Raw genomic sequence first — 22770 nt, forward strand, 5'->3', positions numbered from 1 at the left:
CCTGCAGCGTTCACTCGATGAGGCTAACCGCAAAATCAGCGATCAACAGCGTGCACTGGAGCAATGCAGTAACAAGATCAAATAAATGAAACGCGTGAATCCCGTCGGGGATTCACGCATAAGATGCATTACTCGACCGTTACCGATTTCGCCAGGTTACGCGGCTGATCCACATCGGTGCCTTTGATCAGGGCCACATGATAGGAGAGCAGCTGGAGCGGCACGGTATAGAAGATAGGCGCAATGGCCTCTTCGACGTGCGGCAGAGGAATGATTTTCATTCCTTCGCTGTCACTGAAACCGGCATCCTGATCGGCAAACACGTACAGCAGACCGCCACGCGCGCGCACTTCTTCGATATTCGATTTCAGCTTCTCTAACAGTTCATTGTTCGGCGCCACCACAATGACCGGCATATCGGCATCGATCAACGCCAGCGGACCGTGCTTGAGTTCACCTGCCGCATAGGCTTCCGCATGAATATACGAGATCTCCTTCAGCTTGAGCGCCCCTTCCATCGCGATAGGGTACTGATCACCACGGCCAAGGAACAGGGCATGGTGCTTATCAGAGAAATCTTCGGCCAGGTTTTCAATCAGCTTATCCTGCGCCAGCATTTGCTCAATGCGGCTTGGCAGAGCCTGCAGACCATGCACAATCTCGTGCTCTTTTTCTGCGGACATGCCGTTCAGGCGACCGAGTTTTGCCACCAGCATCAGCAGTACGGTCAGTTGAGTGGTAAAGGCCTTTGTAGAGGCTACACCAATCTCCGTACCCGCTTTGGTCATTAGCGCCAGATCGGATTCACGTACCAGCGACGAACCCGCGACGTTACAGATAGCCAGCGATCCCAGGTACCCCAGCTCTTTCGACAGGCGCAGCGCGGCCAGCGTATCCGCCGTTTCCCCCGACTGAGACAGGGTAATCAGCAGGCTGTTTTTACGTACCGCCGATTTACGGTAGCGGAATTCGGACGCAATCTCGACATCACAAGGGAGGTTTGCCAGCGCCTCGAACCAGTAACGCGAGACCATGCCAGAGTTGTAAGAAGTGCCACAGGCGATGATCTGGATGTGCTCAACCTTGCTGAGCAGCGCTTCTGCATTTGGCCCCAGTTCGCTGAGATCGACTGCACCGTGATTAAAACGCCCCGTTAAGGTGTTTTTAATCGCATTTGGCTGCTCATAGATCTCTTTTTGCATGTAATGGCGATAGATACCTTTATCGCCGGCATCGTACTGTACGCTGGATTCGATCTCATCGCGGCGCACGGTATTACCCGCACGATCGACGATCGTAACATCGCGACGGCTGATTTCAGCGATATCGCCCTCTTCCAGATAAATAAAGCGGCGAGTGACCGGCAACAGTGCCAGTTGGTCAGAAGCAATGAAGTTTTCACCCACACCACGACCGATCACCAGTGGGCTGCCTGAACGGGCGGCCACCAGACACGATGGATCGCGACTGTCCATGATCACCATGCCATAGGCACCGCGTAGTTGGGGAATCACACGCTGCAGGACTTCACGCAGCGAACCGCCCTTTTTCTGCTCCAGATGAACCAGATGCGCTACCACTTCGGTATCGGTTTCTGAGCTGAAATGGTAACCCTGCGCAATCAGCGCTTCACGAAGCGGCTCATGGTTTTCGATAATACCGTTGTGCACTATAACGATATGCTCAGAAACGTGCGGATGCGCATTGGCCTCTGAGGGTTCGCCATGGGTTGCCCAGCGCGTATGCGCGATACCGGTTCCGCCGATCAGTGGCTGTTCTTCCGCCGCCGCGGCCAGCATCTGTACTTTGCCCAGGCGACGCAGACGGGTGATATGGCCTTGCTGATCGACGACGGCCAGACCGGCTGAGTCATAACCGCGGTATTCCAGGCGGCGTAAACCTTCTAACAAAATTTCTGCGATATCACGTTGTGCTACTGCACCAACAATTCCACACATAAGTTATTTCCTGACTTCATGGCTGTTTGCCATTACGTTGTCATATGACCTGATTGTCCGGCATTGCCGGTTCCCCGAGCCTTGTAGAGAGTGGGGATTATAGTTTTGGTACTGCAAGCGGCCCGTTTAGCCCGGGCCGTAAAAATTATTTTTTCTTCTGTGGGCGCTGCCAGCCGGCTTTGTGATTCTGCTCTTTACGGTTATAGACCAGATCGGCAGTGGAAATGTCTTTCATCACCGTTGTTCCGGCGGCAATCGTTGCGCCTGCCGCCACACTCACCGGTGCGACCAGCTGCGTATCCGAACCAACAAATACATTGTCACCAATAACGGTTTTGAATTTGTTTGCGCCATCGTAATTGCAGGTAATCGTCCCTGCACCGATATTCACATTGGCACCGATCTCCGCATCACCCAGATAAGACAAGTGACCTGCTTTAGAGCCTTTCCCGAGTCGGGCTTTTTTCATTTCAACGAAATTGCCGACGTGGGCGGCCTGGGCCAGTTCACTGCCGGGACGTAAACGCGCGAACGGGCCGACCGTACAGTCAGTGGCCAGATTCGCATCCTCGATCACCGAATAGGGGCTAATCTCGCAATCATCGCCGATGACGCTGTTTTTAATGACGCAGCCCGCACCAATATTGACCCGGTTGCCCAGCGTTACCTGGCCTTCAATAATGACGTTGACGTCGATCTCAACGTCCCGACCATGCTGCAGCGTGCCGCGCAGGTCGAAGCGTGCCGGATCGCGTAGCATAACGCCCGCAAGCAGCAGTTTTTCTGCCTGCTCCTGCTGGTAAGTGCGCTCGAGAGTTGCCAGTTGCAGACGGTTGTTTACGCCATCAGTTTCGCTATTGCGTGCCGGGTGTACCGCATTGATGACCCGACCTTCCTGATGCGCCAGGGCAATGATGTCGGTGATGTAATATTCACCCTGAGCATTATTATTGGTAAGTTTTGCCAGCCAGCGTTTTAGATCACCACCGTTAGCGATCAGGATGCCAGTATTGATTTCATTAATGGCCAGTTGCGCAGGGCTGGCATCTTTCTGCTCAATAATGCCGACGATGGTGCCATTTTCACGCACGATGCGGCCGTAGCCCGTAGGGTTATCCAGTACGCCGGTTAACAGTCCAATCCCGCCTTCCGGCTTCGCGTCGCGCAGACGTTGTAATGTCTCTTCAGAAATCAGCGGAACATCACCATAAAGCATCATGATGTCTTCGTCGTCTGCAAAGTGCGGAGCTGCCTGCTGCATGGCATGCCCGGTACCGAGTTGTTCTGCCTGCAACACCCAGTTAACGGCACTGTCGGTTAACGTGGCTTTGAGCTGGTCACCGCCGTGTCCGTAAACCAGATGAACCTGTTGCGCACCCAGCCCTTTAGCGGCATCAATGACGTGCTGAACCATCGGTTTACCTGCCAGCGTATGCAAGACTTTTGGCAGATCGGAATACATACGTGTGCCCTTGCCAGCCGCAAGAATCACCACACTCATCGCACTGTTAGACATATCTATCCTGACTGATTTTTGACTGAGGAACGTTAAACGATTTAGCACTGAGATTACTACATTTTTCTCGTTCCGAAATTAGCTATTATCCCGCTATCCGGGCTTCAGATAAAAAAAATGCCAGCCCGATGGGCTGGCATTTCATGACGCATAAAGCCGGATTACATCGCTTTTTTGGTCAGCTCGATCACGCGCAGTTTGGCAATGGCTTTCGCCAGTTCCGCAGAAGCCTGAGCATAGTCCACGTCGCCGTGGCTGCTGTTCATATGCTCTTCTGCTTTACGTTTTGCTTCCAGGGCACGCGCTTCGTCCAGATCGGTACCGCGAATAGCGGTATCGGCCAGAACGGTAGTGCTGCCAGGCTGCACTTCCAGCACGCCGCCAGAGAGGTAAATAAACTCCTCTTCGCCGTGCTGTTTCACGATACGGATCATTCCAGGCTTAATGGCAGTCAGCAGCGGGGCGTGGCCAGGGAAAATCCCCAGTTCACCTTCGCTACCTGACACCTGAATTTTCTGTACCAGACCAGAGAACAGTTGGCTCTCTGCACTGACAACATCCAGGTGATAAGTCATAGCCATAATTTTCCTCCTGGGAAACCGTTATTACAGTTTCTTCGCTTTTTCGACCGCTTCTTCGATGGCACCAACCATGTAGAAGGCCTGCTCTGGCAGGTGGTCAAATTCACCTTCCATGATGCCTTTAAAGCCACGGATGGTGTCTTTCAGCGTCACGTATTTACCTGGAGAACCGGTGAACACTTCTGCTACGAAGAACGGCTGAGACAGGAAGCGCTGAATCTTACGCGCACGTGCCACCAGCAGTTTGTCTTCTTCAGACAGTTCGTCCATACCCAGGATGGCGATAATGTCTTTCAGTTCCTGATAACGCTGCAGCAGTGACTGTACGCCACGTGCAACATCGTAGTGCTCCTGACCCACAACCAGTGGATCCAGCTGACGGCTGGTTGAGTCCAGCGGATCAACGGCTGGGTAGATACCCAGAGAGGCGATCTGACGGCTCAGGGTGACTGTTGAGTCTAAGTGAGCAAAGGTGGTTGCCGGTGACGGGTCAGTCAGGTCATCCGCAGGGACGTAAACGGCCTGTACGGAGGTGATTGAACCGGTTTTGGTGGAGGTAATACGCTCCTGCAACACACCCATCTCTTCTGCCAGCGTTGGCTGATAACCTACCGCAGATGGCATACGACCCAGCAGTGCAGAGACTTCTGTACCGGCCAGGGTATAACGGTAGATGTTGTCGATGAACAGCAGAACGTCACGGCCTTCATCACGGAATTTCTCCGCCATAGTCAGACCGGTCAGTGCAACGCGCAGACGGTTACCCGGCGGCTCGTTCATCTGGCCATACACCAGCGCAACTTTGTCGATAACGTTGGAGTCAGTCATTTCGTGGTAGAAGTCGTTACCCTCACGAGTACGCTCACCTACGCCGGCAAATACCGAGTAACCTGAGTGCTCAGCCGCAATGTTACGGATCAGCTCCATCATGTTTACGGTTTTACCCACACCCGCACCACCGAACAGACCGACTTTACCGCCCTTCGCGAACGGACACATCAGGTCGATAACCTTGATGCCGGTTTCCAGCAGTTCCTGCGAGTTAGACTGCTCTTCATAAGAAGGCGCAGGGCGGTGAATAGAGGAAACCTCTACTGCACTGCCATCTTCTTCTTTCAGGTCGCCTTTCATGTCGATAGGCTCGCCCAGCACGTTCATGATACGGCCGAGGGTTGCTTTACCAACCGGTACCTGGATCGGTTTTTTCAGGTCGGCAACTTCCAGACCGCGCTTCAGGCCGTCAGAAGTACCCATGGCGATAGTACGCACTACGCCACCACCCAGCTGCTGCTGAACTTCCAGCACCAGACGAGCATCACCATTCTTAACCTCAAGAGCGCTGTACACTTGCGGTACTGCATCCTGAGGGAATTCGACGTCAACTACGGCGCCGATAATCTGGACAATCTTTCCAGCTGCCATCTTGAATCCTCTACCTAATTCCAAACCTGGTTAAACCGCGGAGGCTCCCGAGACGATCTCGGTAAGTTCCTGGGTGATGCTGGCCTGACGAGCTTTGTTGTAAACCAACTGCAGCTCTTTGATCAGATTTCCGCCGTTATCGGTTGCAGCTTTCATTGCCACCATACGTGCGGCCTGCTCACTGGCCAGGTTTTCCACCACACCCTGATAAACCTGCGATTCGACATAGCGACGCAGCAGCGTATCCAGCAGCGCTTTCGGATCGGGCTCGTACAGGTAATCCCAGGTCTTCGCCTTCATCTCTTCTTCACCTTCCGCTGGCGGTAACGGCAGCAGTTGGGTAATGGTCGGAGTCTGAGACATGGTGTTGTTGAACTTGTTGTTAACAATGTACAGCTTGTCGATACGGCCTTCATCGTAGGCCTGCAACATCACTTTTACCGGGCCAATAAGATCAGACAGCGCAGGCTTATCGCCCATGCCAGTGACCTGTGCCACTACATTGCCACCAACAGCGCCGAAGAATGACACGCCTTTCGATCCCACAATGGCCAGATCGCTCTGTACGCCTTTGTCGGACCAGGCCTTCATCTCTGCCAGCAATTTTTTGAACAGGTTAACGTTCAAACCACCACAAAGCCCGCGGTCAGTCGAAACGACCAGGTAGCCGACGCGCTTAACGTCGCGCTCATCCAGGTAAGGGTGCTTGTATTCCAGATTGCCTAACGCAAGGTGACCAATCACTTTGCGCATGGTATCTGCATACGGACGGCTGGCCGCCATGCGTTCCTGCGTTTTACGCATTTTGGAGGCGGCGACCATTTCCATCGCTTTGGTGATCTTCTGCGTATTTTTTACGCTTCCAATCTTGGTACGTATTTCTTTTGCGCCGGCCATTAGCTTCTCCTCAAAGCCTTGCGGCCTGCCTTTTCAGACAAGCCGCCAGACATTACCAGGACTGGGTTGCTTTAAACGTCTCAAGGAGGCCTTTCAGCTTCTCTTCGATGTCGTTATTGAAGTTACCAGACTGGTTGATTTCAGCCATCAGCTCGGCGTGATCGCGATCTGCGAACGCCAGCAGAGCCGCTTCGAAGCTACCAATTTTTGCCAGCTCAACGTCGTTCAGATAGCCGCGTTCCGCTGCGAAAAGAACCAGACCCTGTTGCGCGACAGACATCGGCGCATACTGTTTCTGCTTCAGCAGCTCGGTCACTTTCTGACCGTGGCTCAGCTGTTTACGGGTTGCATCGTCCAGATCAGACGCAAACTGGGAGAATGCAGCCAGTTCACGGTACTGTGCCAGCGCGGTACGAATACCACCGGACAGTTTCTTGATGATCTTGGTCTGAGCAGCACCACCTACACGGGATACAGAGATACCCGGGTTAACAGCCGGACGGATACCGGAGTTGAACAGGTTAGATTCCAAGAAGATCTGACCATCAGTAATCGAGATTACGTTGGTCGGAACGAACGCAGAAACGTCACCCGCCTGAGTTTCGATGATAGGCAGTGCGGTCAGAGAACCGGTCTGGCCTTTTACTTCACCATTGGTGAAGCGCTCAACGTAGTCAGCGCTAACGCGTGATGCACGCTCCAGCAGGCGAGAGTGGAGATAGAACACGTCGCCCGGGAATGCTTCACGACCTGGTGGACGGCGCAGCAGCAGAGAAATCTGACGGTATGCAACAGCCTGCTTAGACAGATCATCGTATACGATCAGCGCATCTTCACCGCGGTCACGGAAGTATTCGCCCATGGCGCAACCCGCATACGGAGCCAGGTACTGCAGTGCAGCAGACTCAGATGCAGAAGCCACAACAACGATGGTGTTAGACAGCGCACCGTGCTCTTCCAGTTTACGTACCACGTTAGAAATGGTTGACGCTTTCTGACCAATCGCAACGTAGACACACTTGATGCCTGAATCACGCTGGTTGATGATGGCGTCGATTGCCATCGCGGTTTTACCGGTCTGACGGTCACCGATGATCAGCTCACGCTGGCCACGGCCGATTGGAATCATCGCATCGACAGATTTGTAACCCGTCTGAACAGGCTGGTCTACGGACTGACGATCGATAACACCGGGTGCAATCACTTCGACTGGCGAGAAGCCGTCGTTGTCGATTGCGCCTTTACCATCGATAGGTGCACCCAGGGTGTTCACCACGCGGCCCAGCAGGCCACGGCCAACCGGTACTTCCAGAATACGGCCAGTACACTTGACCTTCATGCCTTCGGCCAGGTCAGCATACGGCCCCATCACCACGGCACCTACAGAGTCACGCTCGAGGTTCAGGGCGATAGCGTAACGGTTTCCCGGCAGGGAAATCATCTCACCCTGCATTACATCGGCCAGGCCGTGTACGCGGATGATACCGTCACTTACAGAAACAATAGTACCTTCATTGTGAGCTTCGCTCACGACATTGAACTGAGCAATGCGCTGCTTGATCAGTTCGCTGATTTCGGTGGAATTCAGTTGCATATGCTCCAGTCCCCTTAAGACTGCAAGACGTCTGCCAGACGGTCAAGACGGCCGCGTACGCTGCCATCAATCACCAGATCACCCGAACGGATGATCACGCCTGCCATCACAGACTTATCAATTTTGCAATTCAGCTTAACTTTGCGTGACAGACGTTTTTCCATCGCGGCGCTGATTTTAGTCAGCTGGTCGTCACTCAGCGTGCTGGCAGAAATGACATCCACTTCGGCCGTCGCTTCATACGCGTCCCGAAGTTGAATGAATTGCGCCAGTACAGCTGGAAGCGCTGTCAAACGTCCGTTTTCCGCCATCACCTTAATCAGGTTCTGCGCGGGTTCATCCAGTTGATCACCACAGACTGCGTTAAACGAGGCTGCCAGCGCTTCAGGTGCTAACGCACCGGAAAGCAGGTCAGCCATCTGTTCATTGGCAGCCACTTCTGCGGCAAACGCCAGCATCTTTTGCCAGCGTTCAATACTTTGATGCTCAACAGCAAAGTCAAAAGCTGCTTTGGCGTAGGGGCGAGCTACAGTAATCAGATCAGACATCAGCCCCTCCCTCCTTACAGTTCAGCGACCAGTTTATCAACGATGTCGCTGTTAGCAGCTTCATCCACGGAACGTTCGATGATCTTCTCGGCGCCAGCCATTGCCAGCAACGCGACTTGCTTACGCAGTTCTTCACGTGCACGTTTACGCTCGGCGTCAATTTCAGCCTGCGCTTGTGCCACGATGCGAGTACGTTCGTTATCAGCTTCAGTCTTGGCTTCGTCCAGAATCTGCGTGCGACGCTTGTTCGCCTGCTCGATAATGACCTGAGCTTCCTCTTTCGCTTTTTTCAGCTGGTCGGTCGCATTAGCCTGCGCGAGATCCAAATCTTTCTTCGCGCGTTCAGCAGAAGCAAGGCCTTCAGCAATTTCTTTCTGGCGCTTTTCGATGGCAGCCATAATCGGCGGCCATACGTACTTCATGCAGAACGCGACAAACAGGATGAACGCGATGGCCTGGCCGAGGATTGTTGCATTAATGTTCACAGCACAATGCCTCTAATTAAGTAGTAAACTTTTCTGCCGCTATCAGTGATAAACGGCAGAATCCGTTCACGCCTGCGCCGGGCGCAGAGTGAACACAGGGCTTTAGGCGACAGCAAACATCACGTAGAGGCCCAGACCAACAGCGATCATTGGGATTGCATCCACCAGACCCATTACAACAAAGAACTGCGTGCGCAGCAGAGGAATCAGGTCAGGCTGACGAGCAGCGCCTTCCAGGAATTTTCCTCCGAGGATGCCGATACCGATCGCAGCACCGATTGCCGCCAGTCCCATCATCACAGCGGCAGCCATGTACAGCAGATCCATATTCAGGTTTTCCATGACAGTCTCCAGTTTGTTTCAGTTAAACGCGTATTGTTGAGAAAAAAATCAATGTTCTTCAGATGCCATCGACAGATAGACAATCGTGAGGACCATGAAGATGAAAGCCTGTAGCGAAATGATCAGGATGTGGAAAATGGCCCACGGCACATTCAGAACCCACTGTGACCACCACGGCAACAGACCGGCAATAAGGATAAAGATCAGTTCACCCGCATACATGTTACCGAACAGTCGCAGACCGAGAGAAACCGGTTTGGACAGCAGGCTAACACCTTCCAGAATCAGGTTGATGGGGATAAAGATCGGGTGATTAAAAGGCTGCAGCGTCAGCTCTTTCGTGAAGCCGCCAATGCCTTTCATTTTGATGCTGTAGAACAGAATCAAAATAAAGACGCCCAACGCCATAGATAACGTGATGTTCACGTCTGCGGACGGCACAACGCGAAGCGCTGGCAGGCCTAACCAATGCTCACCGATATACGGCAGCAGATCGATTGGCAGCAGATCCATGAAGTTCATCAGGAAGACCCAGACAAAAATTGTCAGAGCCAGCGGGGCGATAAGTTTACTTTTACCGTGATACATGTCGCGCACGTTGCTATCAACGAAACCGACAACCAGCTCGATAGCCGCCTGCATTTTCCCTGGCACACCGCTGGTGACGCTTTTCGCCACGCTACGGAACAACACCAGGAAGATAACTCCCAGCACCAGAGAGAAAAACATGGAATCGATATTTAATACCCAGAACGTCGCGGGAGCGTCGTGAGCATTCACTAACTCGAAGGTACGCAGGTCCAACTGAAGATGAGTCAGGTGGTGACCAATGTACTCTTGCGGAGTAGAGATTTCTCCTGCAGCCATGATGCCTCTTACCCTTTGTTGTTAATTACCGCCGGTGCCAACATCTGTACGACCAGCACCGATAACCAGGCTACTCCGACCGGCCAAAAGACCGCATCGAATACACCCAACGCCACAATGAGCAAAATAATGGTCGCGAACACTTTGGCTATTTCACCCAAAGCAAAGCTCCATGCGACGCGCCCCGATGCCGGGGTTTGCCCTTGCAGGCGCCAGGCTATAAACAAGAACAACACGTTCGGCAGCCAGGCTGCCACGCCGCCAGCAAGTGCAGAGGCGCCCCAGGTCATATCTTTCAGGGCAAAAAAGAGAACACCGACGATGACAATGGTCACTAACTGAATCATCAGCACCGTTCGGGCGTATTTTACACTGTAAAGAGACACTGACATGACGCTGATACTCTCCTGCCCCTTTAGGGGTATGTCGCGTGTCGTATAAGACTGCCTTTGTGCATTTGAGTCAAGTAGCAAAAGCCGTGCAAATTATACGGGCCGCACCTGTGATTTCAATCGTTAAGTAACGAAAAGGTGAACAATTATCTAAATTTCTTTCCGAAGGACTATTTTTCCAAAGATAGAGAGCAGGTCGTTACGAATTACACGCCGAAAAGTTCGGTCGTCATGCTGTTTTAAAGCGTGCTTTAGATCACATAATAAGCATTCGCACCGTAGCAGGTTTTATCGTCCTGTAATTACCTGAGCTAAGAATCAATAAATAAACCCTTTATGGACAGTTACTTAAAAAGAATTACCTCCTCATTTTTTCGTAATGGCGATAAAAAGGGTCTATTGACATCGAAGACGGGTTCAGAATCGTAAAATGCTTATTCCCCGTGACCACATTTCATTGCCGTTTAACCGGATAATGGGTGATTCACACCTGGAAAATTCCAGGAATGCGTGATTATTTTGATAAAAAGTTGTGAAGTAAAAGTTAAATGTGAAAAAGTTTTTCAGATAATTTCCGCGTGGGTATTTAACATTGCGAGGTGAAATAACCGATGAGACAAATGTCGCCCTACCGCATCTTTGGTAACACATGCACCATGCCTCGTCGTCGCGCACGGTGCAAACTTCAGCTATTCACGTCCGATAATGACCAGGTGACGTTCACCCTCAAGCTGAGGTACCCGCAATGCAACCACGCTATCAAGCGCATAGCCCACAGGCAGGTTGGCAATTTCATCATCAGGCCGTACGCCTTTAAGAGCATAAAAGTGGCCGTCTTCCGCCGGTAAGTGGTGGCACCAGCTCACCATATCGTCCAGGGAGGCAAAGGCACGGCTGATGACGCCGTCAAATGGCGGCTCTGCAGGAAAGTCCTCTACCCTGCTCTGCACTGGCGTGATATTGGTCAAACCGAGTTCATGCTGGACCTGTCGTAAAAAACGCACACGCTTACCGAGGCTGTCCAGTAAAGTGAAATGCGCATCAGTCATGACGATAGACAGAGGAATACCAGGTAAGCCGGGCCCTGTCCCGACATCGATAAAGCGGGCACCTTTAAGATGCGGCGCAACCACAATGCTGTCCAGAATATGACGCACCAGCATCTGCTGGGGATCCCGTACGGACGTCAGATTATAGGCTTTATTCCATTTATCCAGCAGCCCGACGTAGGCTACCAGTTGCTGTTTTTGTTGATCGGTAAGAGAAATGTTTGCCGCTTGCAGCAGCGAAGTGAGTTTGTTGATCACAGCATCAGTCCAGTCAGCGGGGGCAGGTAAGCCCGCCCCGGTTCAGATCAGGCGCTTTTGCGCAACAGACCTTGTTTTTTCAGGTAAATAAGTAAAATCGAAATTGCCGCAGGCGTAATGCCTGAAATGCGTGACGCCTGACCAATTGACGTGGGTTTATGATCGTTCAGCTTGGCGATAACTTCATTGGACAGACCGCTGACCTGACGATAATCCAGCGTCGCAGGCAGTAATGTATTTTCGTTACGCAGCTGACGTTCAATCTCTTCTTGCTGGCGCGCAATATAACCTTCGTATTTCACCTGGATTTCGACCTGCTCAGCAGCCTGCTCATCGGTTAACGCCGGGCCAAATGCTTCCAGCGTCATCAGTTTCAGGTAGGTCATTTCAGGACGACGGAGCAAATCTTCACCGCTGGCTTCTTTCGTCAACGGTGCGCTGGTTACGGTATTCACGTCGGCGATGTTTGCGGATTTAGGATGGACCCAAATATCACGCAGTCGCTGACGCTCCTGCTCGATCGCTTCCAGCTTCTGGTTAAAGCGCGCCCAGCGCGCATCGTCCACCAGACCGAGTTCGCGACCCGTTTCCGTCAGACGCAAATCGGCGTTGTCTTCACGCAGCATCAAACGGTATTCAGCACGCGAGGTAAACATGCGATACGGTTCTTTGGTGCCGAGCGTACAAAGATCGTCCACCAGCACGCCCAGATAGGCCTGGTCACGACGTGGCGCCCAGCTTTCCTTATCAGCAGACTGTCTTGCCGCATTCAGGCCTGCCAGCAAGCCCTGGGCCGCCGCTTCTTCGTAACCGGTGGTGCCGTTGATCTGGCCAGCAAAGAACAGACCGGCAATAAATTTGCTTTCCAGCGTGGGTTTCAGATCACGTGGGTCAAAAAAATCATACTCAATGGCATAGCCCGGGCGCACGATTTTTGCATTTTCCATACCCTGCATAGAACGTACGATCTGCATCTGCACATCGAATGGCAGGCTGGTGGAGATACCGTTCGGGTAGATCTCGTTACTGGTCAGCCCTTCAGGCTCAAGGAAAATCTGATGCGAATTGCGATCGGCAAAGCGCATGACTTTGTCTTCAATCGAAGGGCAATAGCGTGGGCCGATCCCTTCGATGATCCCGGCATACATCGGGCTACGATCGAGGTTATTGCGGATCACATCATGCGTTTTTTCATTGGTATAGGTGATCCAGCACGGAACCTGCTGAGGATGCTGTGACGCGCTTCCCATGAACGAAAACACAGGCATGGGGTTGTCACCATGCTGCGGCGATAACACGCTGAAGTCGATGCTACGTGCGTCAATACGCGGCGGTGTGCCGGTTTTCAGACGATTAACACGTAAGGGTAACGCCCGCAGACGTTTCGCCAGCGGGATAGAAGGGGGATCACCCGCGCGTCCACCGCTGTAGTTATCCAGCCCGATATGAATTTTCCCGTCAAGGAACGTGCCCACGGTTAACACAACGGTTTTGGCACGGAACTTCAGGCCCATTTGCGTCACAGCACCGACGACACGATCGTTTTCAACGATGAGATCATCGACGGCCTGCTGGAAGATCATCAGGTTGGGCTGATTCTCCAGTGCTGTACGCACAGCCTGACGGTAAAGCACGCGGTCGGCCTGCGCACGCGTTGCACGAACAGCAGGGCCTTTACTGGCGTTTAGTATCCTAAACTGAATGCCGGCCTGGTCGATCGCGCTGGCCATCAAACCGCCTAAGGCATCCACTTCCTTTACCAAATGTCCTTTGCCGATACCACCGATCGCCGGATTGCAGGACATTTGTCCCAGCGTATCAATGTTATGGGTCAGTAACAGGGTTTGCTGACCCATTCGGGCTGCTGCCATGGCAGCTTCCGTGCCCGCATGACCACCACCAATAACGATGACGTCAAAAGGATCTTGATAAAACATGAAGTGGTACCTCGTTGATGAATAGTCAGAGATCGTTCTCTCTGGGCGGTGGATTCTACTGAAATTATGGCTGAGGCGAAAGCAGCGGGATCGTCAGGTTTAAAAGATAAGATCTTTATTCTTTATATGATCTCTCTGTTAGATCTCTTATTAGGATCGCCATGCCTTGTGGATATCTGCGGAAACCTCAAAGGAAACAAGTCGGTAGCGAGGATCGATACCTGTGAATGATCGGTGATCCCGATCCGTATAAGCTGGGATCAAAACAGGTCCTTATCCACAGCTCAGAAAGTAAACTACGGTTGTTCTTTGGATAACTACCGGTTATACGCAGAAAAGCAGGGTAGTTATCCACAAAACAAACAGCAGGATCCGACGAAAAACAATATTATCTGCTGGGGATCGTCATTATTTCACGATCCCACACCCGCTCAGATCGCGGATTTCCAGGTCATCACCCATTCTTCAGCCGGATCTTCAGGGATCTCATGTTCGAGAATGTCGATTTCCAGTCGTTCACCGATACGCTGCGCGCCGCAGGCAATCAGCAGAGCATCAATATTGCGGATGGCGCCACAAAACAGATCGTACTCATGATTGCCAATGCCAACAGCCCCAAAACGGACGGCAGACAGATCGGGACGGCTTTCATTAATAGCATCATAAAAAGGTTGCAGATTGTCAGGTAACTCACCGGCGCCGTGGGTTGAACTTACCACCAGCCAGATGCCTTCCTGCGGCACCTCTTCCAGCTCAGGGCCATGCATCATCTGCGTAGAGAAGCCCGCTTCCTGCAGTTTTTCTTCGAGATGTTCGGCAACATATTCGGCGCTGCCTAAGGTGCTGCCACTGATTAACGTAATGTCGGCCATCGTGCTCTCCTGAGGTGAAGCCGGTATTGTACGCTGTGATCAAGCAGTGATCCACCTGTGGAAAACAAGGTTATTAGTTTAGATAAACCCGATACAGCCGTTGTCAGACGGCTGATCGTCAAAGGATAAGATTGTGCACAAGCCGGTGGAAAGATCAGGGCTTGATGGTTCGCATAATTGGATTTTGCAGTGAGATCAGTGTCTCAGTGGACTGGATTTCGTCGATGGTCTGGATCTTATTGATTAATACCTGCTGCAGGGCATCGATAGAACGACACATGACTTTAATGAAAATACTGTAGTGCCCGGTGGTGTACCAAGCTTCCACGACCTCATCCAGGGCTTCAAGCTTGCTGAGGGCTGCCGGGTAATCACGGGCGCTTTTCAGGATAATGCCGATAAAACAGCAGACATCAAAACCCAGCTGACGCGGGTCGATCTCGACCCGCGTGCCCAGAATGATGCCCGCCTGCTTCATCTTTTCGACGCGTACATGAATCGTTCCCGGACTGACATTGAACTGTTTGGCCAGCTCGGCGTAGGCGGTTCGCGCATTTTCCAGCAGGGCATGCAGAATGCCCCGGTCCAGATTATCCAGCTGCAGATGGTCAGGCATTGTCATCCTCGTTATCGTTTTTCTTCAATGAACTGAGGAGAATGTGCAGCAAAATAACGACCCTGGCAACCAACGGACAGCGGCTCGTGCCGCTGCCCACGGGTTAACGCTTACGCCAGAGCGTGACCTGGGCAAGCGTGTGCTGGAACTTACGGGCGGTTTCACGAATCACAAACGGCACGTCCTGTGGCGAACCGATTTGCTCAAAGTCTGCCGCCAGCAGGCGTTGTAGCGCCTGTAAGGTCGTCAGCGCTTCGCCATTTTCCCTTACCCCGCCCAACCAGTTTTCCTTCGGCGTAAACTCTTCAAGCCAGGTGTATGGCGATGACAGAACCAGAAGGCCACCCGAGCGGATCATGGGGGTGACATCATGAAGGAACCGGGCCGGCTGGCGCAGGCGATCAATCAGATTTGATGCCAGGACCAGATCGTAACGTGTAGGCTGGGGTTTCATATTACAGGCATCACCCTGGATAAACTGAATACGCTTTGCCTGTTCGCTGGTAACAGAAAAGTCCTTAAGCCTTACCTGACGATACTCAACCAACTCGCCTTCTTCCGGCACGACATAACGGAAATCCTCACCCGTGGTCAGCTGTAACGCGACATCAATAAAGCGTGCCGAGTAATCCATGCCGGTCACATGCGCAAAGTGACGAGCCAGCTCAAAGCTCGCGCGGCCCGTCGCGCAGCCGATATCCAGTGCCTCTCCGCGGTGCTTACAGTGCGGCAGCGCCAGTGTGACCAGCGCTTCTGCATAGTTATCAACGCCGAAATACCGTGGGCCGTATTGGAAATCGAGATATTGTGAAACCATGCTGTCGGTTTCATAAGGGTTCAGCGCCATGGTTTCCTGATGGGAAGAAACGACATAGCGGAAGCCGGCATGCTGGAAAAAGTGGCGACGGAAGGCATAACGTGACGATTTAATGGCTTCATTGCCAGTCGATATCCAACTGCCACCTTTAATAAGTGAATGCTTACCATCAAAGGTAGGTGTCGAGAAATCATCGTAAAGGGGATGAACTTTGAAGCCCTCAAAGCCATTGGTTGGCGTAGTCGTCCACTGCCAGACGTTCCCCACGATGTCAAAGAACTCACCCTGTGGGAAGCGATCAACAGGACAGGATGAAGCCCAGTAGGCCAGGTTTATGTTGCCCGGCGCCTGATCCCAGTCTGGCTGGTCGCCTTCAACCTGTTCACGCAACTGGTACCATTCTGCTTCGCAAGGCAACTGCACAGATTTTCCGGTTTCTTCGGCTTTCCAGCGGCAAAACGCGGCCGCTTCCAACTGATTCACCTCAGCAGGCCAGTCCCATGGCATTGCCACTTCTTCGCACATCAAACGCAGTTTTAGCTGATCGGGCATCGCGGCGTTGCCGACCCAGAAGGTCGGCATTGTCGCCCTGGCAAACTTACGCCAGCCCAGCCCTTCTTCATCCCACCAGCGATCGTTCTGGTAACCGCCCGCTTCGATAAAGGTATAAAACTCGGCATTACTGACCAGCATTTTGCTGGCTTTAAACGGTTTCAGCTCGGTCTGCTGCGTGCCGTATTCGTTGTCCCAGCCGTAGGTGTCATCGGTTTTACCCAGCGTAATCAGTCCGCCTGGCTGAGAAACCAGGCTGTTTGTCGGGACGGACTGGCGATCGTGACGCGCTTCGCTGCAGACCGGCCATTGTGGTTGCGGTTTTACCCATTCAACCGGTAACTGCCGAATCAGTACGCTGGATGTTTCAAGATGAATACGTTCATGCTCAATGCCCATCAAAATAACCCAGGCCGGACTGTCCCAGCTAACAGGCAATTCCAGCGGCATCGTTTCAATAAACTGCGTCACCAGTGCTTTCACACTGCCGCGATAATCGCGTACAGCTTCCACTGAAGGCCAGTCATAGTGACTGTCATTAAGATCATCCCAGCTCATTTCATCGACGCCTATTGCCAGCATCGCTTCGATGCGATCGTCAATACGTGAGTCGATGTAGCGGCCTGCCATGAGCTTGTTTATATAAAAGGTGGCGGTGTGGCCGAAATAGAAGATCAGCGGATGACGCAGCGGTATCGCTTTTGTAAACCAGGCGCGTTGATCGTTGAGGCAGGTAAACAGATCCTCGTACAGCGCCCAGGTCTGGTTGAAATAAGCCAGGAGCTCGGCACGTTTTTGTTCGACGTTTTGGCCAGAGAGCAGCAATGTTCGGGTTGGGGCTGGCAAATCATGATGGTGTTGAACAGCGTTCACAGGGCACTCCAGATTGCTGAATAAGTAATTGCAGATATTTACTATAAAGCAAAATGGAATTTCTGCCGTAGGGCTTAACGGCGCCAGTGACGCAATAAACGGCTTTTTATGCCGGTATCAAAACGCCAGATATGGTCAAAGATACGCATGATGCCGGGTTTCCCGTACGCAGACATGGCGACAGCGTGAAAGCGTTGCTGCTGCTGTTGCTGGCGATGTTTAACGCTGCGCACAACCTCATCTGGCAGGCGTTGCGCGATAAAATCAGACACGATGACGGCATCCGCATCCTGCCATTGTGGTCCTTCCATGCGGGCAATAACGGCGGAAAGGCAGGCTGCCAGGTCGGTGCCACCGCGAAAACGCTGGCTAAGAAAACGAATGGCCTGCTCCAGTCCGTCATCGCCCGTTAATTCGTAACCAATTACGTCATGTGCGAATAACATGATGTAACAGCGCCGCCGATCGGCCAGCGCAATCTTGAGAAGGGCCAGGCAAAAGGCTTTTGCACATCGCTCATTGAAACCGCCCATCGAGCCGGACGTATCGACACAAACGATAAAGGGGCCACGTGGCTGTTCTTCATGCTGCTGGTGGCTGACCGGACGCTGAGTGATCTTTTCGTGCCAGGCGTCACCCTGAAGTTTGTAAGTAAGTAATCGCTTCTCTACCAGACGGCGGTAAAACTCAAGTTCCAGTTCACTGACGCTTAATGCCGCAAGCTCAGGTGGTAATAAACGCAGCACATCATCGCTCTGATGAATACCGCTGACTTCTTCCGGCACGGCATCCGGTTCGCGTACCAGATGATGGAATGTTTCCAGCGGTGCATCCTGTGAAGGCACCGAATTTGCTTCCCGGCTGCGGCCCAGTTGCTGAGCCAGCTTCATTAATTCAGGCTGCTGTGCAAGAAAATCCCCATATTGCAGCATCAACTGGTAATCGCCGTGCTGGAGCGGGGCTTTGCCCATATCCCACAAGCGTCCGGCTGCGGCTTCGTCATCATCCGCCAGTACCGGCGCCAGCTGCCCGCTCAGTGCCATACGTTGCTGCAACTCTGCCATCAGACGTTCACGCTGCTGCTCAAGGAGTTGTTCGTTCAGCGTGAGCGTTTGCAGTGTGAGGCTGAGCCGCCAGCGTTGCAGGAATAAGGTATGTTGTGCGGTGCTGAGATTACCGGGATCGTTATGCAGCAGCAGCCGTCGAGCCTCCTCTAAGAAAGGGGATGTCAGGCGTTCGAGGTGATCAAGCGTTTCATCAAGCTGCTGGCTAAATTCACGATCGCTGAGTAACTGAATACGCTGAAACAGCTGAAATTCTTCCGCCAGCATGTCGGGAACGGGCGTGGCTTTGAGTTCGGCGTCAATCTCGGCTTTCCAGCGAGGGACGTCACGTAGCAGCGCCTTCTTCATACCGGGGAATTTTTCAAAGAACAGCGCCAGCTGTGGAGACGCGAGTAAGGCCAGAATAAGCTCTTCAATCAGGTCCGTTTCGCCGATTGACAGCAATGTACTCAGCGTCTCCAGTGAGATCATTTACGCGCCTGTTTGAGCTGTTCCGCCACATCCTGCAGGCTGGTTTCGACGCGTGCCAGCCAGTCATCGCTGATAAACAGGCAACGTTGCTGCTGGCTGAAAAGGTGACGCTGTTGACGCAACTGGCCGTCAAGTTCATCCAGCGCGTCGCTGATTTCCTGCGGCAAGGCATCGGCGCTGCTGGCACCCGGCAATGTCAGCCTGGCGGTTTGCAAACTGACGTCGCGTATCGCCAGGCAATGCTGTGCATCCACCAGCAAATCCAGCGTCTGCGCAAAACCGATGCCATTTAATTTACCGCGCACATCACCCCCTTTTTGCAGCCAGTGATCCAGCGCTTCGCGCTCGATCACCAAATGCGTCACCTGCATGTCGTGTAGCACCAGGGGTTTCTGCAACATCAGGGTTAACTGTGCCTCGGTAAAGCTTTCGGGCAAATCGTAATGGGGTTTACGGCTAAACATACCGCTGTGTTTTTCCAGCGTGATCGCGGCAGCGACGCTTTGTTGCTGTTGCAACGCCAGCCGGCGCGCTTTGAGCTGCTGGAGTTTCAGCAGGATCGTTTGCTGTTGCCAGGCGTGCTGCGTCATCAACTGATCGATTTCACTGTCCAGAATTTTCATCGACGCGACATCGTGCCACAGGCAGTCCTTAAGCAGGATCAGATCGAGAGGCGCTATCGCATTGCGGCCACTGTAAAAAGCGCTGGCCTGCAACAGGTGAATGGCTTTTTTCCAGCGGCGATCGGAAATGTAGGGTGCCTCTGGTAGCTTCTCCAGGTGCTGACGTAGCTGGTAAATCAGTTCAAAGACATTATCCGGTAACGCAACCTGACTGATGCCTTGCTGCCATTGCACATATTCTTCGTCACTGATGCGCAGCGACTCGGCTACCGGATTGTCATTTTCATCCTGATGGTGGGTCAGCATGCTACGGAAGTTTTGTTTTTCATGCACGTTGTCCAGCCACAGGCGGATCAACATACGGTCATACAGGGCTTCCAGTCCGCTGTCGGCTTCCGGTAACTCATTCGAGGCGGTGACCAGCAGGCGCATCGGAATTTTTTCTTCGCTATCGCCATTACGAAAGCGGCGTTCGTTGATGGCGGTGAGCAGCGTATTCAGGATAGCCGGGCCGGCTTTCCAGATCTCATCCAGAAAAACGATTTCAGCGTCCGGTAAATAACCTTTGGTCAGCCTCTGATAGCGGCCTTCATCTTTCAATGCCTGGATGGAAAGGGGACCAAAGACTTCTTCCGGTGTGGAGAAGCGGGTCATCAAATATTCAAAGGCACGGGCATGTTGAAAGGCGCATTTCAGTCGGCGGGCAATCAGGCTTTTTGCAATACCTGGCGGGCCAAGTAAAAAAACGCTTTCGCCGCTAAGTGCGGCCAGCAGGCAAAGGCGAATGGCATGATGTCGCTCATACAAACCTTTTTCTAACGCATTGCTGAGACGAGAAATTCTTTCTGCCAAAAGATGGGGTTGAGCCATAATCACATCTATGTCCTTACGATCGTCGAGCCGCAGCGTTTTAGCGAACGCAATACTCTATAGGGTATGATGCGCGAAAGCGTTAATCGATGTCAGCTTTTTTGTTTCAGAAGGTTCGATAGCGCGGCTTTTAATGTTAATAAGAACGCAAGAAATCAGGGGATGGCCGCCTGTAACCCTGACGGCGGAGTATAAATTTCCGTGAATACGTGCATACTGTGCGCTTTTTGATGGCTTGAGCGCCTCTCAGAATCTAACAAAAGATCATTTTATGAGCTCTGATAATAAGCACTCACTAGGCGGATTAACGCTGGCGGCTATTGGGGTCGTCTATGGCGATATCGGTACCAGCCCGCTTTATACCTTACGCGAATGTCTTTCGGGACAGTTTGGTTTTGGCGTTGAACGGGATGCCGTCTTTGGCTTTCTTTCGCTGATTTTCTGGCTGCTGGTGCTGGTGGTCTCGTTGAAATACATCAGCTACGTTATGCGTGCTGATAATGCCGGAGAAGGCGGTATTCTGACGCTGATGTCGTTGGCGGGCCGACATACGGGCGGGCGCATAACGGCAACGCTGGTAATTATGGGACTGATTGGCGGCAGCTTCTTCTATGGCGAAGTGGTGATTACGCCAGCCGTCTCCGTGCTGTCAGCGATTGAAGGGCTGGAAATCGCCGCGCCGAACCTGGACAGCTATATTGTTCCGCTGGCGATCACCGTGCTTACACTACTGTTTATTATCCAGAAACACGGTACAGGCATTGTCGGTAAACTGTTTGCGCCGGTCATGCTGCTGTGGTTTATCGTGTTGGCAATACTGGGCGCACGAAGCATTGCCAACAATCCTGAGGTACTCCAGGCGCTGAATCCTTACTGGGCGCTGCACTTCTTTGTGGAATATAAATCGGTGTCCTTCTTTGCGCTTGGCGCTGTTGTGCTGGCGATTACGGGTGTTGAAGCGCTGTATGCAGACATGGGGCACTTCGGTAAGTTTCCGATTCGCCTGGCGTGGTTTGTGGTGGTGCTGCCGTCGCTGGTGCTCAACTATTTTGGTCAGGGCGCGCTGTTGCTGAAACACCCGGAAGCGATCAAAAACCCGTTTTTCCTGCTGGCACCCGACTGGGCGCTTGTCCCCATGTTGATTCTGGCAACGTTAGCCACCGTCATCGCCTCGCAGGCGGTCATATCCGGCGTATTCTCGTTAACCCGGCAGGCCGTGCGTCTTGGCTATCTGCCGCCCATGCGCATTGTTCATACCTCAGAAAAAGAGTCAGGCCAGATCTATATCCCCGTCATTAACTGGCTGCTCTATTTCTCTGTGGTGATTGTGATTATTGGTTTTGAGCATTCGAGCAATCTCGCTGCGGCGTACGGGATTGCGGTCACGGGCACAATGGTGCTGACCTCTGTGCTTTGCGCGACCGTCGCGATAATGAACTGGCACTGGAATCGCTATCTGGTTGGACTGATTTTGATTGCCATGCTGTGCATTGACGTATCCCTGTTCTCGGCCAACCTGATCAAGATTTTCTCCGGTGGCTGGCTACCGCTGACTCTGGCATTGATGATGTTTATCGTGATGACGACATGGAAGAGTGAACGCTTCCGTTTGCTGCGTCGCATGCATGAACACGGCAACTCTCTGGAGGCAATGATTGCTTCTCTGGAGAAATCGCCGCCCGTGCGCGTGCCCGGAACGGCGGTTTATATGTCACGCGCACTAAATGTGATCCCTTTTGCCATGCTGCATAACCTTAAGCACAATAAGGTGCTGCACGAACGCGTGGTGTTATTAACACTGCGCACAGAAGACGCGCCCTATGTGCATAACGTCAGACGCGTGACTATCGAACAGTTGTCGCCGACCTTCTGGCGTGTGGTAGCCAGTTACGGCTGGCGTGAAACGCCAAACGTAGAGGAGATTTTCCATCGTTGTGGGCTGGAGGGACTGAACTGCCGCATGATGGAGACCTCATTCTTTATGTCTCATGAGTCGCTGATTATCGGCAAACGGCCATGGTATTTGCGACTGCGCGGCAAGCTGTTCATGACGCTACAGCGCAATGCGCTACGTGCGCCAGATCAGTTTGAGATTCCGCCCAACCGGGTGATTGAACTAGGTACCCAGGTCGAGATTTAACAACATGCGCCTGCCGGTCAGGCGCT

The 22770-nt window shown here is 52.6% G+C and carries 19 protein-coding genes; 1 reads left to right on the forward strand and 18 read right to left on the reverse strand.

The features are described 5' to 3' along the window. Positions 1 to 128 precede the first annotated feature (128 nt). From glmS to ravA, 18 genes are all read right to left on the reverse strand, one after another. Positions 129 to 1958 carry a glutamine--fructose-6-phosphate transaminase (isomerizing) gene (glmS, locus tag C1N58_RS17665; protein ID WP_054634780.1) on the reverse strand — a complete coding sequence of 610 codons (1830 nt, stop codon included), beginning with the start codon at positions 1956 to 1958 and terminating at the stop codon, positions 129 to 131. A gap of 145 nt (positions 1959 to 2103) precedes the next feature. Then, the gene (gene glmU, locus C1N58_RS17670; RefSeq protein WP_394564380.1) at positions 2104 to 3474 is read right to left on the reverse strand and encodes a bifunctional UDP-N-acetylglucosamine diphosphorylase/glucosamine-1-phosphate N-acetyltransferase GlmU; all 1371 of its coding nucleotides are present in this window, start codon (positions 3472 to 3474) and stop codon (positions 2104 to 2106) included. A 161-nt stretch (positions 3475 to 3635) separates the two neighbouring features. Beyond that, a complete protein-coding gene (locus C1N58_RS17675) occupies positions 3636 to 4055 on the reverse strand; it encodes a F0F1 ATP synthase subunit epsilon (RefSeq protein WP_013023936.1) in 420 nt (139 codons plus the stop codon). Positions 4056 to 4079: 24 nt separating this feature from the next. Then, on the reverse strand, positions 4080 to 5477 hold the full coding sequence (gene atpD, locus C1N58_RS17680; protein ID WP_006121202.1) for a F0F1 ATP synthase subunit beta: 1398 nt from the start codon (positions 5475 to 5477) through the stop codon (positions 4080 to 4082). 30 nt (positions 5478 to 5507) lie between these two features. Continuing rightward, complete coding sequence (gene atpG / locus C1N58_RS17685; RefSeq protein WP_006121201.1) at positions 5508 to 6374, reverse strand: F0F1 ATP synthase subunit gamma; 867 nt, start codon at positions 6372 to 6374, stop codon at positions 5508 to 5510. A gap of 52 nt (positions 6375 to 6426) precedes the next feature. Continuing rightward, positions 6427 to 7968 (reverse strand): F0F1 ATP synthase subunit alpha, encoded by a 1542-nt coding sequence (gene atpA / locus C1N58_RS17690; RefSeq protein WP_028725331.1) that lies wholly within the window; start codon positions 7966 to 7968, stop codon positions 6427 to 6429. Between the two features lie 14 nt (positions 7969 to 7982). Further along, the gene (atpH, locus tag C1N58_RS17695) at positions 7983 to 8516 is read right to left on the reverse strand and encodes a F0F1 ATP synthase subunit delta (protein ID WP_006121199.1); all 534 of its coding nucleotides are present in this window, start codon (positions 8514 to 8516) and stop codon (positions 7983 to 7985) included. Between the two features lie 14 nt (positions 8517 to 8530). Next, positions 8531 to 9001, reverse strand: a complete 471-nt coding sequence (gene atpF / locus C1N58_RS17700; protein WP_013023933.1) for a F0F1 ATP synthase subunit B — start codon at positions 8999 to 9001, stop codon at positions 8531 to 8533. Between the two features lie 102 nt (positions 9002 to 9103). Beyond that, positions 9104 to 9343: a F0F1 ATP synthase subunit C gene (gene atpE / locus C1N58_RS17705; protein ID WP_003849523.1), complete on the reverse strand. Its 240-nt coding sequence runs from the start codon at positions 9341 to 9343 to the stop codon at positions 9104 to 9106. A 48-nt stretch (positions 9344 to 9391) separates the two neighbouring features. Continuing rightward, positions 9392 to 10210, reverse strand: a complete 819-nt coding sequence (atpB, locus tag C1N58_RS17710; RefSeq protein WP_033737226.1) for a F0F1 ATP synthase subunit A — start codon at positions 10208 to 10210, stop codon at positions 9392 to 9394. Positions 10211 to 10218: 8 nt separating this feature from the next. Further along, entirely contained in the window at positions 10219 to 10602 is a 384-nt protein-coding gene (atpI, locus tag C1N58_RS17715; RefSeq protein ID WP_006121196.1) for a F0F1 ATP synthase subunit I, read from the reverse strand. Positions 10603 to 11291: 689 nt separating this feature from the next. Then, complete coding sequence (gene rsmG / locus C1N58_RS17720; RefSeq protein ID WP_054634782.1) at positions 11292 to 11909, reverse strand: 16S rRNA (guanine(527)-N(7))-methyltransferase RsmG; 618 nt, start codon at positions 11907 to 11909, stop codon at positions 11292 to 11294. Positions 11910 to 11956: 47 nt separating this feature from the next. Then, a complete protein-coding gene (mnmG, locus tag C1N58_RS17725) occupies positions 11957 to 13846 on the reverse strand; it encodes a tRNA uridine-5-carboxymethylaminomethyl(34) synthesis enzyme MnmG (protein ID WP_033737220.1) in 1890 nt (629 codons plus the stop codon). A 431-nt stretch (positions 13847 to 14277) separates the two neighbouring features. Beyond that, a complete protein-coding gene (mioC, locus tag C1N58_RS17730) occupies positions 14278 to 14718 on the reverse strand; it encodes an FMN-binding protein MioC (RefSeq protein WP_054634784.1) in 441 nt (146 codons plus the stop codon). 154 nt (positions 14719 to 14872) lie between these two features. Beyond that, complete coding sequence (gene asnC, locus C1N58_RS17735; protein ID WP_054634785.1) at positions 14873 to 15334, reverse strand: transcriptional regulator AsnC; 462 nt, start codon at positions 15332 to 15334, stop codon at positions 14873 to 14875. A gap of 103 nt (positions 15335 to 15437) precedes the next feature. Then, positions 15438 to 17576: a 5-histidylcysteine sulfoxide synthase gene (gene ovoA / locus C1N58_RS17740; protein ID WP_162286619.1), complete on the reverse strand. Its 2139-nt coding sequence runs from the start codon at positions 17574 to 17576 to the stop codon at positions 15438 to 15440. Positions 17577 to 17650: 74 nt separating this feature from the next. Continuing rightward, a complete protein-coding gene (viaA, locus tag C1N58_RS17745) occupies positions 17651 to 19111 on the reverse strand; it encodes an ATPase RavA stimulator ViaA (RefSeq protein ID WP_394564381.1) in 1461 nt (486 codons plus the stop codon). Then, positions 19108 to 20604 carry an ATPase RavA gene (ravA, locus tag C1N58_RS17750; RefSeq protein ID WP_394564897.1) on the reverse strand — a complete coding sequence of 499 codons (1497 nt, stop codon included), beginning with the start codon at positions 20602 to 20604 and terminating at the stop codon, positions 19108 to 19110. Before ravA ends, viaA begins: the two co-directional genes overlap by 4 nt. A 271-nt stretch (positions 20605 to 20875) precedes the next feature. On the opposite strand from ravA, the gene kup reads away from it, so the two are divergent. Beyond that, positions 20876 to 22744 carry a low affinity potassium transporter Kup gene (gene kup, locus C1N58_RS17755; RefSeq protein WP_394564382.1) on the forward strand — a complete coding sequence of 623 codons (1869 nt, stop codon included), beginning with the start codon at positions 20876 to 20878 and terminating at the stop codon, positions 22742 to 22744. The last annotated feature ends 26 nt before the right edge of the window (positions 22745 to 22770 follow it).

The organism is Pantoea sp. SGAir0180 (genome assembly GCF_043546245.1).